The 15,715-nt window shown below is 58.6% G+C and carries 15 protein-coding genes and 1 pseudogene; 9 read left to right on the top strand and 7 right to left on the bottom strand.

Features of this window, described 5'->3' with window-relative positions:
- Window positions 1–41: 41 nt before the first annotated feature.
- Window positions 42–2,594, top strand: a complete 2,553-nt coding sequence (locus CMG77_RS13130) for an efflux RND transporter permease subunit (RefSeq protein WP_502691920.1) — start codon at window positions 42–44, stop codon at window positions 2,592–2,594.
- A 119-nt stretch (window positions 2,595–2,713) separates the two neighbouring features.
- Complete coding sequence (locus CMG77_RS13135) at window positions 2,714–3,277, top strand: BLUF domain-containing protein (protein WP_286904783.1); 564 nt, start codon at window positions 2,714–2,716, stop codon at window positions 3,275–3,277.
- Between the two features lie 4 nt (window positions 3,278–3,281).
- Here CMG77_RS13135 and CMG77_RS13140 read toward each other — a convergent pair whose 3' ends face one another.
- From CMG77_RS13140 to CMG77_RS13150, 3 genes are all read right to left on the bottom strand, one after another.
- Complete coding sequence (locus CMG77_RS13140) at window positions 3,282–3,830, bottom strand: DUF2058 domain-containing protein (protein ID WP_286904785.1); 549 nt, start codon at window positions 3,828–3,830, stop codon at window positions 3,282–3,284.
- A gap of 95 nt (window positions 3,831–3,925) precedes the next feature.
- Window positions 3,926–5,197 carry a methyl-accepting chemotaxis protein gene (locus tag CMG77_RS13145; RefSeq protein ID WP_502691914.1) on the bottom strand — a complete coding sequence of 424 codons (1,272 nt, stop codon included), beginning with the start codon at window positions 5,195–5,197 and terminating at the stop codon, window positions 3,926–3,928.
- Window positions 5,198–5,311: 114 nt separating this feature from the next.
- Window positions 5,312–7,519 (bottom strand): FdhF/YdeP family oxidoreductase, encoded by a 2,208-nt coding sequence (locus CMG77_RS13150; protein ID WP_286807074.1) that lies wholly within the window; start codon window positions 7,517–7,519, stop codon window positions 5,312–5,314.
- A 20-nt stretch (window positions 7,520–7,539) separates the two neighbouring features.
- Here CMG77_RS13150 and CMG77_RS13155 point away from each other — a divergent pair, with 20 nt between their 5' ends.
- Together CMG77_RS13155 and CMG77_RS13160 are read left to right on the top strand one after the other, a co-directional pair.
- Window positions 7,540–7,860, top strand: coding sequence for an acylphosphatase (locus CMG77_RS13155; protein WP_286807073.1), 321 nt, complete (start codon window positions 7,540–7,542; stop codon window positions 7,858–7,860).
- An 18-nt stretch (window positions 7,861–7,878) separates the two neighbouring features.
- Window positions 7,879–8,049, top strand: coding sequence for a DUF2256 domain-containing protein (locus CMG77_RS13160; protein WP_286807072.1), 171 nt, complete (start codon window positions 7,879–7,881; stop codon window positions 8,047–8,049).
- 85 nt (window positions 8,050–8,134) lie between these two features.
- Here CMG77_RS13160 and CMG77_RS13165 read toward each other — a convergent pair whose 3' ends face one another.
- On the bottom strand, window positions 8,135–8,746 hold the full coding sequence (locus tag CMG77_RS13165; RefSeq protein WP_286807071.1) for a DNA-3-methyladenine glycosylase I: 612 nt from the start codon (window positions 8,744–8,746) through the stop codon (window positions 8,135–8,137).
- Window positions 8,747–8,748: 2 nt separating this feature from the next.
- Window positions 8,749–9,753: a Gfo/Idh/MocA family protein gene (locus CMG77_RS13170; protein ID WP_286807070.1), complete on the bottom strand. Its 1,005-nt coding sequence runs from the start codon at window positions 9,751–9,753 to the stop codon at window positions 8,749–8,751.
- A 115-nt stretch (window positions 9,754–9,868) separates the two neighbouring features.
- Between CMG77_RS13170 and CMG77_RS13175 the strand changes: the two genes are divergently transcribed.
- The 3 genes from CMG77_RS13175 to CMG77_RS13185 all read left to right on the top strand — a co-directional run bounded on the left by CMG77_RS13175 (window position 9,869) and on the right by CMG77_RS13185 (window position 11,324).
- Entirely contained in the window at window positions 9,869–10,150 is a 282-nt protein-coding gene (locus tag CMG77_RS13175) for a peptidylprolyl isomerase (RefSeq protein ID WP_123639311.1), read from the top strand.
- A 258-nt stretch (window positions 10,151–10,408) separates the two neighbouring features.
- Window positions 10,409–11,005: a hypothetical protein gene (locus CMG77_RS13180; RefSeq protein ID WP_286807069.1), complete on the top strand. Its 597-nt coding sequence runs from the start codon at window positions 10,409–10,411 to the stop codon at window positions 11,003–11,005.
- A gap of 1 nt (window position 11,006) precedes the next feature.
- The gene (locus tag CMG77_RS13185) at window positions 11,007–11,324 is read left to right on the top strand and encodes a winged helix-turn-helix domain-containing protein (protein WP_024462016.1); all 318 of its coding nucleotides are present in this window, start codon (window positions 11,007–11,009) and stop codon (window positions 11,322–11,324) included.
- A 79-nt stretch (window positions 11,325–11,403) separates the two neighbouring features.
- On the opposite strand, the gene CMG77_RS13190 is transcribed toward CMG77_RS13185, so the two are convergent.
- Entirely contained in the window at window positions 11,404–11,880 is a 477-nt protein-coding gene (locus CMG77_RS13190) for a methylated-DNA--[protein]-cysteine S-methyltransferase (protein ID WP_024462017.1), read from the bottom strand.
- Window positions 11,877–13,262: pseudogene (locus tag CMG77_RS13195) on the bottom strand (AlkA N-terminal domain-containing protein). The gene CMG77_RS13190 and the pseudogene CMG77_RS13195 overlap by 4 nt, the downstream one beginning before the upstream one ends.
- 238 nt (window positions 13,263–13,500) lie before the next feature.
- Here CMG77_RS13195 and CMG77_RS16240 point away from each other — a divergent pair.
- A complete protein-coding gene (locus CMG77_RS16240) occupies window positions 13,501–14,100 on the top strand; it encodes a lysozyme family protein (protein WP_502691917.1) in 600 nt (199 codons plus the stop codon).
- A 949-nt stretch (window positions 14,101–15,049) separates the two neighbouring features.
- Window positions 15,050–15,715, top strand: coding sequence for a TonB-dependent receptor plug domain-containing protein (locus CMG77_RS13200; protein ID WP_286807066.1), 666 nt, complete (start codon window positions 15,050–15,052; stop codon window positions 15,713–15,715).

Raw genomic sequence — 15,715 nt, forward strand, 5'->3', positions numbered from 1 at the left:
AGCAGCGCTACGCCATGCGCATCTGGCTGGACCGTCAGGAAATGGCCGCTCGCGGTCTGACGGTAGCCGATGTGGAAAACCGCCTGCGCGCAGAAAACGTCGAGTTGCCCGCGGGCAGTATCGAATCGGATCAGCGGCATTTCACGGTACGAATGGCCCGGCTCTATCGGGAGGCCAGTGATTTCGATCAACTGGTACTGGCCGAGGGCAGCGATGGGTATCTGGTGCGCCTGAAAGATATCGCGCGAGTGGAAAAGGGCACCGAGGAAGACCGCAATATTTTCCGCGGTAACGGCATTCCGATGGTGGGCATCGGCATCGTCAAACAGTCCACCGCCAACACCGTGGATGTGGCCCGCGCGGCACGGGAGGAGGTCNANCGCCTCAATGAAACNNTGCCCGAGGGCATGCGCCTGGAGCAGAGTTTCGACAGCTCGGTGTTTGTCGGTCAGGCGATCAAGGANGTGTATTACACNCTGGCGTTTGCGATCGCCATGGTGATNCTGGTGATNTANCTGTTNCTCGGCAGCGCCCGGGCCATGTTGATCCCGGCGGTGACCGTACCGGTATCNGTGATNGCCACCTTTACNGTGNTGGCNGTACTCGGCTTTTCCATCAACCTNCTGACNNTGCTGGCANTGGTNCTGGCCATCGGTCTGGTGGTGGACGATGCGATTGTGGTGCTGGAGAACATCGTTCGCCACNTNGAGGAAAAAGGCAANCCGCCGTTNCTCGCCGCCTATCGTGGNACGCGGGAGGTGGGNTTTGCGGTGGTNACCACCACCCTGGTACTGATTTCGGTGTTTGTGCCCATCGCNTTTCTGACCGGCGATGTNGGGCGGCTGTTTTCCGAGTTTGCCCTCACCATGGCNGCGGCNGTGGGNTTCTCNTCGCTGGTGGCNCTGACGCTCTCGGCCATGCTCGCCTCCAAGCTGATCAAGAAAAANGAAAACACCTCCTGGCTGGTGACCAANCTCGATCAGGGCATTNTCTGTNTGCGTCACTATTANGGCAAAGCCCTGCACCANTGNCTGCGCCACGCGCGTATNGTGGCGGTGGTGTTTGTCGGGTTGCTGGCGGGCACCTGGTGGGTGTCGCAACAGCTGCCCCAGGAGTACGCACCGCGGGAAGACCGGGGGGCCTTTTTTGTCATNGTCGANGGTCCGGANGGNGCGAGNTACTCCTATNTGGTGGAGTACATGGACGAGATCGAAAANCGCCTGATGAAATACGTCGANCAGGGNGAGATGGCCCGTCTGCTGGTNCGNGCGCCCCGGGCCTGGGGGGCNCTGGAGCGGTTTAACAGNGGCATTGTGATNGCGACCCTGACCGACTGGTCCGAGCGGCGCAGCGGTTTTGACATCATGGANGATGTGCGTGCGGATCTGGCCGACTTGCCGGGCGTGACGGCCTTTCCGGTGATGCGTCAGGGCTTTGGTTCGTCCACCCAGAAGCCNCTGCAGTTTGTGATCGGTGGTGGCTCCTATGAGGAGTTGGCCGAATGGCGGGATATCCTGCTGGAAAAAATCGAAGCGGATAATCCGGGGTTGACGGGCATTGACTGGGATTACAAGGAAACCCGTCCGCAGGTCGAGGTGATTGTCGATCAGGACCGCGCCGCCGACCTGGGTGTGAGTGTGGCCAACGTCGGGCGCACGCTGGAAACCATGATGGGCTCGCGTCGGGTCACCACCTTCATTGAAGACGGCGAAGAATACGAGGTGATGCTCGAAGGTGAGCGAAGTGAACAGCGCACACTGGACAGCCTGGAGAATATTTTTGTGCGTTCCGAACGCAGTGGCGAGCTGGTGCCCCTGGCGAGTCTGGTAGAGCTGCGGGAGTTTGCCGACGCCGCTACGCTGCGACGCTATAACCGGATTCGAGCCATCACCATTGAAGCCAACCTGACCGATGGNCTCACCCTGGGGNATGCCCTGACGCATATGGAAGGCCTGGTGGCGGAGCACNTNCCGGAGAATGCGGTGATCGACTACAAGGGNCAGTCCCGCGATTACAANCTGGCCGGCGGCTCGGTGGCCTTTATTTTCATGATCGGNATTCTGATCACCTTNCTGGTNCTGGCNGCACAGTTCGAGAGTTATATTCACCCCTTNGTNATCATGCTGACGGTGCCNCTGGCCATGCTCGGNGGGCTNNTGGGGTTATACCTNACCGGCAACTCGCTCAACCTTTACTCCCAGATTGGTCTGGTCATGTTGGTGGGGCTCGCNGCCAAAAACGGCATTCTGATNGTGGAGTTTGCCAACCAGTTGCGGGACCGGGGGATCGCCTTTGACGAGGCCTTGGAGCAGGCCTCNCTGGCCCGTCTGCGGCCCATCCTGATGACCGGCATCACCACAGCGGTGGGTGCCGTGCCCCTGGTGATGTCCTCGGGCGCCGGCTCGGAAACCCGGGCGGTGATCGGGGTGGTGGTGATTTCCGGGGTCCTGGCGGCCACNNTGTTTACCCTGTTTATCGTGCCNACGGCCTACAGTCTGCTGGCCCGCCATACCGGTTCGCCCAACGANGTGAAACGCGAGCTGGAACGGGTGGCGGATGAGTACGATCGCAAACAGCAGAAGCATCCCTCCTGATGAACTGAGGTGCCAGGGATGGCACGCTTTTCCACTTTTTTGCCGGGCCGGCCATCCAGACCGATCGCCAGTGCGTATATANAANCACTCTCAATAACGCACAAATGGAGCCTTCTCCCATGACCGATCTCGTTCAGGTGGTTTACATCAGCCGGGCCACGTTCAAAGCCATGCCNGCCTCCGGCGGTGTGGAGCCNCACGTGGCGCGCATTCTGCAACAGTCCCGCACCAACAACCCCCGNCTGGGGCTCGGCGGTGTGCTTTATTATGGGGAGGGGTGTTTCTTTCAGTGTCTGGAAGGTGAGCGCGAAGTGGTGGATAANATGCTNGCCAAGCTGAAAGGCGATGATCGNCACAAGGACTTCAAGGTCGTGCTCCAGCGCAATATCACCGAGCGGCAGTTTACCGACTGGTCCATGAAGTACATTCCCACCAATGCCNCGGTGAAAGGGTTATTGGCACGGGCAGGGTATGACCGGTTTGATCCCTACCAGTTCGACCAGAAAACCATTGAAGACCTGCTGACCACCTTCCGCGAACTGCGCGCTCAGGCCGATCGGGCCATTCCCAGTCACGCCGCCCAGCCCGAGGTGCGGGCCAACGAGTCGGGTGCCATGCCCTATGTGGTGGCTGGCGTGGTGGTGTTGGCGTGTGCCGTAGCGGTGGGCTGGTTCGTGTTATAGCGAGTTACCACATCAGGTCGTCGGGGATNACNTAGTCCTTGTAGGGATCGTCCTCGTCGANCGCTTCNTGGGTTTTCTGNTTNGCGACCACAATNTAGTNCGGGTCNCGCTCGGNGATCTTGTCGGATACCACTTTCGGAATCAGTTCGTAGTTNTCCCCGGCGCGGACCACNATGAGTTGGCCGCGNATGATCTGTTGTTGCACCCGAGGGCTNACCAGNAGCTTTTTGATCTTGGTGCCGTCGGTAAAGTTGTACTCCACNTCCCCNTCACCGCTGCCGCGCTTGGCCTGTTTGTGGGTCTGAATCANNTGGCGGATNTGCGCNTCAATGGCTTTTTTCTCGGCGGCGGCCTGGCGTTCGCGNTTCAGTGCCCGATCCCGTTCGGCCTTCTCTTCGCGAGCCGCCTGCGCNGACTGTCGGATTTCCGCGTGGGGNTCCTCACCNGTATGGCGGGCCTGCTTTTTCTGTTTACGCTGCTCTTTCTTAACCTGCTTGGCCTTCTTGTCGTCCACCAGTCCGGCTTTCTGCAGTTGATCCTGTAGGGAGGGCATANTCGTTACCGTATGGGTTGTGCTCGTTGGCGGTCATTATGCCAGCTTGGCGCCCATCGAGAAACGACGGGCGCCTTNGNGGCAGGAGGTGNNNNTCAGACTTTAAGCGCCGCCAACTGCTGNCCCAGNCTCTGGGTGTCTTTCTGNAGGTGCCGCGCGGAGTTNCGCAGCTCGCCGCTGGTGCGGGTGCTCTCGTCCGCNACNCGGGAGATGTTGGTGATGTTCTGATCGATCTCCTGAGCCACCTGGGACTGCTCCTGAGCGGCGGTGGCGATCAGGGTGCTCATTTCCTGAATCCGGTCGATGGCTTCCACCACGTGCTCCANCGCCTGGTTGGCCTCGCTGATCTGCTCGGCACTGGCGTGGGCCTTTTCGGTNCTCGAGGCCATGGAGGTNACCGCCCGGNTGGANTGCTTCTGCAGNCGCTCNATGATTTCCTGAATGTCCGCCGTGGACTGCTGNGTGCGCTGGGCCAGGGTGCGCACCTCGTCCGCCACCACGGCAAAGCCGCGCCCCTGTTCCCCNGCCCGGGCCGCTTCAATGGCGGCGTTCAGGGCCAGCAGGTTGGTCTGCTCGGCNATGCCGGTAATCACGGTCAGTACCTTGCCNATTTCCTGACTGTTGCGGTCCANCTCCTGCATGATGCCGACGGTGTCGCTCATGGTGGTGTTCAGTTCATCNAANGTCCGGTGAGTGTTGCGCACCACGCCGTGGGTGCGGCCAACCTCCCGGTTGGCATNATCGGCTTGAGCGGCGGCGTCGCTGGCATGGCTGGCCACTTCCCCGACACTGGCGGACATCTCGTTCATCGCCGAGGCGGCCTGCTCCAACTCACGACTCTGGCTCTGGCTGCTCTGCTCGGTGTTCGCCGCGGCCTGCTCGAGGGTCTCCATCTGGGTGACGATGGTCCCAGAGAGCTGTTGAATCCCCCGGGTCAGGTCGCCCACCCGCTGGATCACCGTGTTGTAGGCGGAAAACATCTGGCCCACTTCATTGTCGCTGGCTTCTTCGATTATAGGGCTGGCGAAGTCACCTGCGCTCATCTTGTTCAAGTGTTTACGCAGTAAGGTCACTTGTTGCACAAGCCAGGTCAGTCCCAACTGATGAGTAATCAGCGCGACGACCACGATACCTGTATTCAGGAGCGGAATCAGGCTGGAAGGGTTCGATCGATAGCTGAGGACTGCGGAAGTCATCGCCAGCGCAATGATCACCAGAAAGGACACCGCGAACTGAGCGTTGATGGATTTGAAGCCTAGAGCACGCATCAGTGCGTTCAGTGCAAAGGCAAGCTGGTTGCGCATGGGTAAGAGACCACCGTCAGAGAAAGGAGAATGTCGTGAGTGCGGCCGAGGCGGGCTCGACATCAAAGGCTATCGGCACAGAGGGGGCATTATTGAGGGAAATCGGCTCGGGATAAACCCGGGCCGCGGCGTTATCGGCGCCGGTTTTGACGCAGGTCAAACCTCAGGCGGAATGAATTATGCGCCAGCTTCCAGTCGCACCGGAACGGACTTGAACGCCGGAGTCTGACTGCGGGGATCCTGCTCGGTGCCGATCAGAATGTTCGCCTCCGGGTAGTAGGCGAGCAGGGAGCCAGCGGGCAGGTTGAACGGGTAGACCGTCAGGTTTTCCATCACCCCGTGAGCCGAACGCAAAGTGGCTTTGTCGCCGGCTTTCAGGCTCAGGTGTTCCCGGTCTTCCGGCCCCACCAACACACACCAGCGGTGCTCGGTGCCCCGGTAACTGTCGGACTCTTCGTAAATGATGGAGTTGAACTGCCCCTCACTGCGGATACTGGCCAGGGTAAAAGGAAAATCCGGCTCTCGGGCGACCGGCAGAGAGTGCACCTGAAAACGGGCCTTTCCGTTGGGGGTGTTGAAGGTTGGCGATGTCAGCAGGCGACCGCCAATGGTGAATTCCTGATGGCTGGTGCCGATATCGGCCAGCGCCTCCATGCCGGGCACCGTTGCGGCTATGGCGGAACGCACCCGGTCGTGTTCCCGAAGGGCCCCGAAATCAAAAGGCCCGGCGGGCAGTAAGCGCTTACCCAGTTCCGCCAGAATGGCCACCTCCGAGCGCACATTGGTCAGGCGGCGAATACCGCCATCGCTCAGCCGTACATAGTTGAACATGGATTCCTGGGTGGTGCTCTGGGGCTCTTCGTCCCGGGCGGTCACTGGCAGAATCAGAGCTTCGCTGTGCTCCATGCCGTGAATGTGCCCCTGGTTCAGGGTGGTGGTCAGATACAGCTTGAAACCCACCCGGTCCAGCGCCCGCTGGGCAAAGGTCGAATCCGGTGTCGCGGCGTAGAGGTTGCCGCCCATCAGCAGGGCCGCGTCCATGTCCCCGGCGTCGGCGGCGCGCAGGCAGGCGAGGGTGTCCAGCCCCTGAGTGCGTGGAAGTTCCAGATCAAAATGTGATTCCAGCGCCGCCAGCACATCCTCGGAGAGCACCGGTTTTACACCGATGGTGCCGATGCCCTGCACGTTGCTGTGGCCCCGCAAAGGCAGCAGGCCCGCCGACGGTTTGCCCAGCATGCCGCGCAACAGCGCCAGATTGGCGATGGCCTCGACATTGTCCACCCCATTGCGGTGGTGGGTGATGCCCATGCCCCAGGCAAACACCGCGTGCTCGGCCCGGGCGTAGTCGGTGGCCAGGGCTTCGATATCGGTTTGGCTGAGGCCACAGGCGGACGTCAGCGACGCCCAGTCCGTCTGTTCCAGATCCGTACGGTAGGCATCGAAGCCTTCGGTGTGGGCTTCAATAAAAGTGGTATCCAGCGCATGTTGCTCGAGCAGGGCTTTGCCCACGGCTTTAAGCAGAGCGAGGTCCGAGCCAATGTTTGGCTGCACATAGCGGGAGGCGATCCAGGTGCCGCCACTCAACATGGAGCGGGCACTTTTGGGTACGGCAAAGCGCACCAGCCCCGGCTCCCTGGCCGGGTTGATCACAATCACCTGGCCACCGCGTTCGCGGCAGTGCTGCAGCTGGTGCACAAAGCGGGGGTGATTGGAGGCCGGGTTAGCGCCAATCACAAAAATCAGGTCCGCGCCGCCCAGGTCTTCCAGGCTGATGGTGGCCGTGCCGGTGCCGATCACGTTACCCAAGCCCACGCCCGTGGCCTGGTGGCAATAATAGGAGCAATTGTTGACGTTGTTGGTGCCATACAGTCGGGCCAGCAACTGCAACACAAAGCCCGCCTCGTTGGAGGAGCGGCCGGAGGAGTAGAAAAAACTGCGGTTGGGGTCGGTGGCCGCGAACCGCTCGGCGGCCAATGTCAGGGCCTGATCCCAGTCCATGGGCTGGTAGCGATTACTGCCGGCGGGCTTGTACAGCGGCGTGTTCAACCGCCCGAGGTGTTCCAGCTCATGGGCGGAGAGCTCTTTGAAATCATCCAGCGTATGCTCGAACAGCTCGTCGGGGATGGGTGGCTGGATATCCGAGGACTGGGCCTGAATGCTTTTATTGCACACCGAGGGGAACTCATCCAGCTCGTTGGTCATACCCCCGTGCTGGCCGCCCATGCCCAGCCCGCAGGCCTTACAGGTATTGCGTGCCTTGAGTGCCTTGGTGGAGTTGAGCAGCCCGATCCGGCTCAGGGTGCGCAGCGTATACAGCACCTTCTTGGGGCCACCCCCGACAATGGTGATGGGGTCGGCAGAGGTTTCGGAGGCACGCTCGGACATGGCAGACTCTTGGGTTACGAATGGCAACTGACAGACTATGCCGAACCGGCAAGCGAGGCAATACGTTGATTGACGCTAAACACTATCTGATTCACGGGCGGGTCCAGGGCGTTTCCTATCGCGCCAATACCCAACGCAAAGCCCGGGAGCTGGGTCTCACCGGCTGGGTTCGCAACTTGCCCGATGGCCAGGTCGAAGCGCTGGCTCAGGGGGCTCCCGAAACACTGCAAACCTTCGAAACCTGGCTTTGGCAGGGCCCGGCGCTGGCAGAGGTCACTCGGGTGGAGGTCAGCGAGGCCGAGGGCGAGCCGGCCGGTTCAGATTTCATCGTGCGCGACTGATCCGCTGGATCCATTCTCATGGCCAAAGCCCGTAAAAAGCGCGACCTCCCCACCAAAACCTGCCCGGTCTGTGAGCGGCCTTTCACCTGGCGGAAGAAATGGGAGAAGGATTGGGAAAACGTCAAATACTGCTCCGAGCGCTGCCGCCGAACCGGTACCAGGCTCGACGAATCGCGTAGGCCGGATTAGCGAAGCGTAATCCGACAAGAACCCGCTACGGCAACCCAGTAGGTCGGATTAGTGCGCAGCACGTAATCCGACAGATCCCTCCCGATCACGCTCCAGGCCGCTTAAACCGCTTACGCGCCCGATCAATCTCCGGCCGCATACAACACTCGTGGGCATGATCATTCACCAAACCCATCGACTGCATAAACGCATACACCGTGGTCGGCCCGACAAACTTCCAGCCGCGCTTCTTGAGATCTTTTGATAAAGCGACCGACTCCGGCGAGGTGCTCAGCGTCTGCGGATCCACATCCGGTTTCTCCTGGGGCTCAAAACGCCACACGTAGGCCGCTAATGAGCCCTCCTCGGAAACCAATGTTTTGGCCCGCTGCGCGTTATTGATCACCGCCTCGATCTTGCCCCGATGACGAACAATGCCGGCGTCTTCCAATAAACGCTCAACATCCTTCTCGGTAAAGCGGGCCACCTTGTGAAAATCAAAGTTCTTGAACGCCTTGCGGAAGTTGTCCCGCTTGGCCAGAATCGTGCGCCAGCTCAAACCGGACTGGAAGCTCTCCAGGCACAGCTTCTCAAACAGGTGGCGATCGTCATCCACGGGAAAGCCCCACTCCCGATCGTGATACTCAAAAAACTCCGGTGCCGCCTTGCACCAGAAACAGCGCGGCTGGCCATCGGGGCCGGGTACCGTATTGGTCATCGTCATACTCCTTTATTCTCAAATGCATATTGCAGAGGCAGCTGCCGCCGTATTTCGTCCATGATCGCCATAATGTCTACCGTTTCTGCCACGGGAATCACCGGGCTTTCTCTCAGGCCGGCGCGCAGGCAGCGGGCGGCTTCCCGGACCTGAAATATAAAGCCGTTGTCCGCGTTTTCCGTGCGGATGGTCTCTTCGCGGTCGATGGTTCGATCCTTCAAATACTTGACGGTAAAGGCGTCGCTCTGCTGAAACTCCGGGTAGTCAATATAGCCCTTGTCACCAAAGAACAGCGCTTCCTGACGCATCAACAGATTGAAACTGGTGTTTACCGTGGCAATGCAGCCCGAGGGGAAAACGAACTGGTAGGAGGCGATTTCATCGACGCCGGTGTCGCTGAACCGGGCGGTGGCGTGAATGCTGGCGGGCCGTTCGCCCAGCACGTAGCAGAGCATACTGATCGGGTAGATGCCCATATCCAGCGTGACGCCACCGGCCAGTGCCGGATCAAACAGTCGTCCCCGGTAATGCTCCGGGGCAATGCCACCGAAATTGATCGTGGCGACTTTCACTTCGCCAATGGTGTGGTTCCTGATGGCCTCACGCAGCGCTTTCATACTGGGCAAAAACCGGGTCCAGATAGCCTCCATCAGAAAGCAGCTCTTGTCCTTGGCGGCATCCTTCAGACGACGGGCCTGCTCGGCGTTGACGGTAAAGGGCTTTTCGATTACCAGGTGTTTACCGTGCTCCAGTGCCATGAGCGCATTGTCCGCGTGGAAGTTGTGTGTCGTGGCAATATAGATGACGTCAACATCTTCGCGCTCCACCAGCGACTCATAGGTGTCGGCCTCGATGGCATACTCGCGGGCGAACGCTTCGGCTTTTTCCGGGGATTTGGAGGCGACGGAGATCAGCGCGTTGTCCGCCTCCAACTGAATGGCTTCGGCCATTTTATGAGCGATGACACCCGCACCGATAATACCCCAGCGAATCGTCTTGTCTGACACAATAAGTTCTCCTGTTGATGAGCGCTCTCACGGTAACCCATTGCGGGCTGGATCTGAACCGGGATACCGATTATCGTATGCCCTCAATGTTCACCCATGACAAAGAGATACGATTATGCCTCAAGCAGCCGCACGTCACATCCTGGTCGACAGCGAAGCCACCTGTAATGAATTGAAAGCCAAAATCGAAGCCGGTGAGGATTTTGCCAAACTGGCGCAGGATCACTCCAAGTGCCCCTCGGGCCGCAATGGGGGTGACCTGGGCACCTTTGGTCCGGGCCAAATGGTACCGGAGTTCGACAAGGTGGTTTTCAGCGCGCCGGTCAACGAAGTGCAGGGCCCGGTAAAGACCCAGTTCGGTTACCACCTGCTGGAAGTCACTCAGCGCCAGGACTGAGCCTGATCGAATCGTCAGCGGCACCCATGGGGTGCCGTTCCCCTCGCTATCCCCCTTCTGCCCCCAGTCTAAATCCAGTCTGACCCTTAACTCTGGAGGCAAGCGCCCAGCCCGGCAGTGGAATTTAAGTTGACGGATCATCCAAAACAAAGTACTTTGAAAAACAAAGCATAGATGTAATCAGCGGCTATTGAGAAGTGGGCTTACGCCAGAGCGCTGAGAGATGTTTTTACTCTTTTGGCTAATAAGGAGAGCGTGATGACTGAACGTGCACAAAGCGACCTGGCTTACATTCGGGAGCTGATGAGCGAAACCCGCCGGGCGGCCTGTATCAGTGGCGGCTATTTCATAGTTTGGGGCGTCGTGGTGAGCGCGGGGCTCCTGCTGACCTGGTTACAGGTGGTCGGTGTTCTACCCTATGCACCCTACGCGACCTGGGTGCCCTGCATCACCCTGGGCATGCTCGGGAATGTCATTCTGGTGCGCCGGGATAGGCGCGAACCGGTGCAGACCTACGCGGGACGGCTAATTGGCATGGTCTGGGTAGCGCTGGGTATCACCCAGCTGTTGTTCTTTTTTGTGGGGCTGGGGCAAGGGGCCTTGCCAGGCGCCTACCTTCCTGCCGTATTTGGTGGGCTGATTGCCGTGGGCATCTTTCTTACCGGCATACTGGCGGGGCTTGGCTGGTTGCGAAACATGGCCTTTGGCTGGTGGCTTGGGTCTCTGGCAATGTTTATCTGGCCGGGTGAAACCGCCATTTTATTGATGGGTGTCTTGTTGTTGCTGTTCTACGTGCTGCCCGGCGTACTCTTGATTCGGATGCGTCACCATCGGTTGGACGCGGTGGGAGCCTGAGGTGTCGGATTTTGACCATACCCAGATCGACGATCTGATTCACTCGCGCATTCGCTTGGCGGTCATCGCCGTACTGGCCGGCGTTGATAAAGCAGAGTTCACCTTTATCCGCGACCGGGTCAAAACCACTGACGGTAACTTGAGCACTCATTTACGCAAGCTGGAAGGTCGTCGGTACGTGGCAATTGAAAAACGCTTTGACGGCCGCAAACCGGTCACCGAGGTATCTCTGACCGAGTCCGGCCGAGAGGCGTTTGAGCGCTATTTAGCGCACCTCGAGTCAATGCTTGGGGCAGCGCAAGGCAGGGGCCAAAGCTGAAGGCGGTATCATCGACCGCCCGCGGCCAGAAGGACGTCGCGCAAGTGGTCGAACCCGTTGTCTGGTTCTGCCGGAAGCGTTACAGAGCGGGTGCACCGCGCCGCTCAAGCGCCAGCAACCAGGCTTTGCGTTCAACACCGCCGGCATAGCCGGTCAGCTTGCCGTCTTTACCGATAACCCGGTGGCAGGGCACTACAATGGCAATCGGGTTAGCGCCGTTGGCGGCGCCGACGGCCCGGACGGCCTTGAGTCGCTGGATGAGTTTTGCCTGTTCGGCATAGGACCGGGTCTCGCCGTAGGGAATGGTCAGCAGGGCTTGCCAGCAGGCCCGTTGGAAGTCGGTGCCTGCGGCGGCCAATGGCAGGTCGAACGCCCTGCGCTGACCGGCGAAATAGTCACTCAGTTGTTGGCGGGCGAGTCGGGTCAGGGCGTTGTCTGGCTGGGCGGATGCCGTACCGGCATCGATAAAATCGATGTGGGTGATGGCATCGTCACCGCCGAGAATGCGCACCGTGCCGATCGGTGTGTCCAGCAGGCTTTGGTAACGGGCTGTCATAACAGACTCCACAGATAAACGGTCAGATAACTCTGCCAGGGTGAGGCATCCTCGGGCCGCCATCGGCGGCTTTTTTCCCCCAGCGCTTTTTGCACACCAAGATCGGACCCGAGCCAGACATCACTGTCGCCCAGGCCCCGCATCCGCGCGTAGTTTACCGTCCAGGGGCCGATGCCGTTGAGCGCGAGCCAATTTTCAGGATCTGCCGCCCGCGTTGGCTGAGTGTTGAACAGCTCCGCCAGGTCAAGCAGGGTCTGGCGCCGGCGACCGNGNATNTTCANGCTNCCGAGNTCNTNACNGGCCAGCATGGCCGGGCTTGGAAANAGCCGGTACTCNNTGTGTTGGCNGGGNANCGGCTGNCCAAACTCNGNGACNACNTGGNNGACGAGGTTGCGCGCGGCCGCGACACTGATTTGCTGCCCGAGAATGGCGCGAACGCCGGCTTCAAACGGATCCCATATACCCGGCAGCCGTAAACCCGGCCGCATTGGACCCAGCTGCGCCTGGATCGGCGCCAGGTGAGCATCAATGGTGCTGCTGTCGGCATCCAGGTCCAGCAGTCGACGAATGGTGCGAACCACCGGCAACAGAGCAGTTGGTTGGCTCAGTTCCAGGCTGACCTCGAAGCCAAAGCGCNCGGGCCGGTGCCGGGCGGTAAAACGACCACTGTGCCCGTTGGCCAAGCGAAAGGTCCGGCCGTAGTAGTCATCTCCGCACCACTCCAGGGTATCGATCAGGCGGGTTTTGAGAAAGTCGCGCAGCGCTGGCCAGTCGTAGGGTGGCCGGTAACTGAGCAAGAGGCGGATGCCGGGCTCNGGGTGCTGGCTGTGAGCTTGGCGTCGCAGGGCACTGGGGGTCAGTCGCAGTGCGCTGGCAAAACAGTCATTGAAGCGGCGCACGCTGCCGAAGCCCGAGGCCAGGGCGATTTCAGTAACCGGCAGCCGGGTCTGTTGAAGCAGGCTCTTCGCGAACAGCACCTGTTGATAGAGGCCGTACTGCTTCGGGCTGGTGCCGACGTTTTGCTGAAACAGCCGGCCGAGGTAACGGCTGCTGATGCCGAGCCGGTCGGCGAGGTCAGTCACGCTGCCCGTCAGCAGGGCGCCATCATCAATCAACCGTAGCGCCCGCTCCAGGGTGGTGTCGGTACCTTTCCAGGCCCAGGAGGTCGGGGCGCTATCGGGCCGGCAACGCAGGCAAGGGCGAAACCCGGCGTTGGCGGCGGCAATGGCGCTGTCGAAATAGAGAACGTTCCGCTCTTTCGGCGCCGGAGCCGGGCAAATCGGGCGACAATAAATGCCGGTGGTTTTCACCGCAACGAAAAACCGGCCATCGAAACGATGGTCGCGAGCCAGTCGGGCTTGTCGGTAGTGGCTGTTGGTCACGGTGCCGTCCCCCAGATCAATGAGGACAGTGTACCCCGGAACCGGGGAAAAGCTGGCNGGAAACGGAACTCAATANNGNGGTTNGCCGACAGGCCAATTGACGCCTGATTCTCTTCGGAATANNGGATTGGTCGGATATACTGGGCGCGCCTGTTCGATAACGACTTTTTATGCTTGAACGTATCGATGAGCATGGAAAGGGATTACTGANNANGGATTACCCAAAGGAGCACGCTGCATGGCAACGGAAAAGGAAAAAGCAATACTGCGCAAGAACCTGGAAAAGTACGAAGGGAAAGTGTCACATATGTACCTGGACTCTAAAGGCTTTGTTACCGTAGGGATCGGACACCTTTTGAGTACAGTGGCGTCGGCTCAGCTTCTAGCCTTCAAAAACAGTAAAAATCTGCCAGCTACNCAAGAAGAAATAAAAGCGGATTACGACAGTGTCAAAAAACAACCCGCCAATCGACTGGCCTCAATGTACAAAAAACATACAAAACTGAGGCTGCCCGACGCTGAAATTGATAAACTGACAAATAAACATATCCAAAGTTTTGAAAGTGAACTGAAAAGAATATACAGNGATTTTGACAGCTTCCCCAGTNAGGCTCGCCTGGCTTTGTTTGACTTGATATTTAATCTCGGAATGACCGAGCTCAATAATAACTGGCCAAACTTCAATGCCGCAGTAAAAGCGAAGGATTGGCAGAAAGCCGCGGACAACTCAAGTCGAAAATCTCCCATATCTGATGCTCGGAATAAATACGTCAAAGACCTCCTGGAAGCGTGTGTGGACGACTCCAAGGAAGCCGCTGGTTCAGGTAATTCAAAGTAATAGGATCACTTCTATGTTTTCTGTCAAAGGCAAAGACATCGCTCCGGCGGTGGTTCTAGCACTTTTTCTATCTTTATTGGTAGGCTGTTCGCGGGGTGGAGCTGAAGAGAAACGCGCATATCCCGTCCTGTGGTACTCTGGTTTCAAGCTGCCGGAGCTCTTGGCTGAACACGTGGATGTTGAGCGAAGAGACCAACTATCCGGGCTGCTAAGCAAGAATTGGTATGCTTCGATTGACGTAACCAAAACTCGCGGTGAAGGAGAAGAAACCTTTTCAAATTGCGAGGAGTACCTTCAAGGTGTNACCCCAGAGACCCGTACTGTGCGTGAGCACGAAATGAACGCCTTTGTTGAGTTGGNTGTCATGTGTCGNGCGACGGAACTTCTAAGGGACGCAGACCGGTCTAGTATCTCCTATATTCCAGAGCCANTTCTAACCGACTCTAGTCCGGACGATTTTCCTTCGGATTTGGCATTTGAAACGTCGAAGACGGAGTCCGAAGAGANTCGACGCGACCCGGAAGTTAAGTATTGGAGTGATATCAATGAAATTCGAAACGTGGACGTCATTTCTCCACAGGTTGTAGATTTTTATACTACGGGAGGCTTGCAGCGACTGGAGCTGGTCGGTCGTGGGGATTTTGACGGCGATGGAGTCGAGGACGTCCTTATTTCTTCCCGGGATTCCGTGGATGGAGGAAGTTATCAACATCTGAGGCTTTTTGTCCTATCAGTTGACGCAGAGGGAGACTGGCGGACAATAAGGAGCTACCAGTAGATTGATCAGTTGCCCAATGCTGGGTTGAGTTCTCTGCTAGCGTTGGTCACCCACGACCTATTTCACACGGTTGTCACCTACCTGGAATATTGCTGTCATATTCTCCCTTCATTATTTCCCCTTCAAAGATTATTGCGCCAGAAGTGATCTATTTCGTTATAAGGGGGTTTTATGAACGTTCGCCAATTGCCGTTGGCCATCGCCGTTACCGCGCTGTCAGCTGGCAGCACTTCTTTTGTTCAGGCACAGCAGCCTGTGTTGCAAGAGGAGTTGATCGTTACNGGTCAGCGCGAAGCGCGCAACGAAGCCATTGACCTGTACCGCGACTCGGACAGCATTACCAATTTTATCGCCTCCGACGCCATGGGTCAGTTTGTGGACCAGAACGTGGCCGAGTCCCTGCAGCGCCTGCCGGGTGTGTCCATCTCCCGTGACCAGGGCGAAGGTCGCTTTGTAAGCGTGCGCGGTGTGAGTGCGGGGCTGAGTTCGGTGTCCATTAACGGTATGCGCATCGGTACTCCGGAAGACGGCTCCCGCGCGGTGCCGCTGGATGTGATTCCCACCGGCTCCGTTGAGCTGATCGAAATCACCAAGGTGCCCACACCGGATATGCCCGGCGATGCCATTGGCGGTGCGGTGAATGTGAAGTCCGGGTCCGCATTCGACTATGACGGCGACACTTTCCGTTACCGTGCCGAGGGGTCTTACAACGAGCTGAGCGAAAAGACCAGCCCCAAACTGCAGGCCAACTACACCGACGTGGTGAATGCCTTTGGAGGCTCTGAGAATTTCGGTATTTCCCTCGGCGCGAACTTTCTGGACCGCGAGTTCCAGTAA

This window comes from Marinimicrobium sp. (genome assembly GCF_002695945.1).
Classification (GTDB): Bacteria; Pseudomonadota; Gammaproteobacteria; order Pseudomonadales; family Cellvibrionaceae; genus Marinimicrobium; species Marinimicrobium koreense.

Excerpts from the sequence above, each read along its gene's own strand:
- CMG77_RS13150 (WP_286807074.1), bottom strand. The coding sequence starts at position 7,519 with ATGTCCGAGCGTGCCTCCGAAACCTCTGCCGACCCCATCACCATTGTC.
- CMG77_RS13155 (WP_286807073.1), top strand. The coding sequence starts at position 7,540 with ATGGCAACTGACAGACTATGCCGAACCGGCAAGCGAGGCAATACGTTG.
- CMG77_RS13160 (WP_286807072.1), top strand. The coding sequence starts at position 7,879 with ATGGCCAAAGCCCGTAAAAAGCGCGACCTCCCCACCAAAACCTGCCCG.
- CMG77_RS13165 (WP_286807071.1), bottom strand. The coding sequence starts at position 8,746 with ATGACCAATACGGTACCCGGCCCCGATGGCCAGCCGCGCTGTTTCTGG.
- CMG77_RS13175 (WP_123639311.1), top strand. The coding sequence starts at position 9,869 with ATGCCTCAAGCAGCCGCACGTCACATCCTGGTCGACAGCGAAGCCACC.
- CMG77_RS13180 (WP_286807069.1), top strand. The coding sequence starts at position 10,409 with ATGACTGAACGTGCACAAAGCGACCTGGCTTACATTCGGGAGCTGATG.
- CMG77_RS13190 (WP_024462017.1), bottom strand. The coding sequence starts at position 11,880 with ATGACAGCCCGTTACCAAAGCCTGCTGGACACACCGATCGGCACGGTG.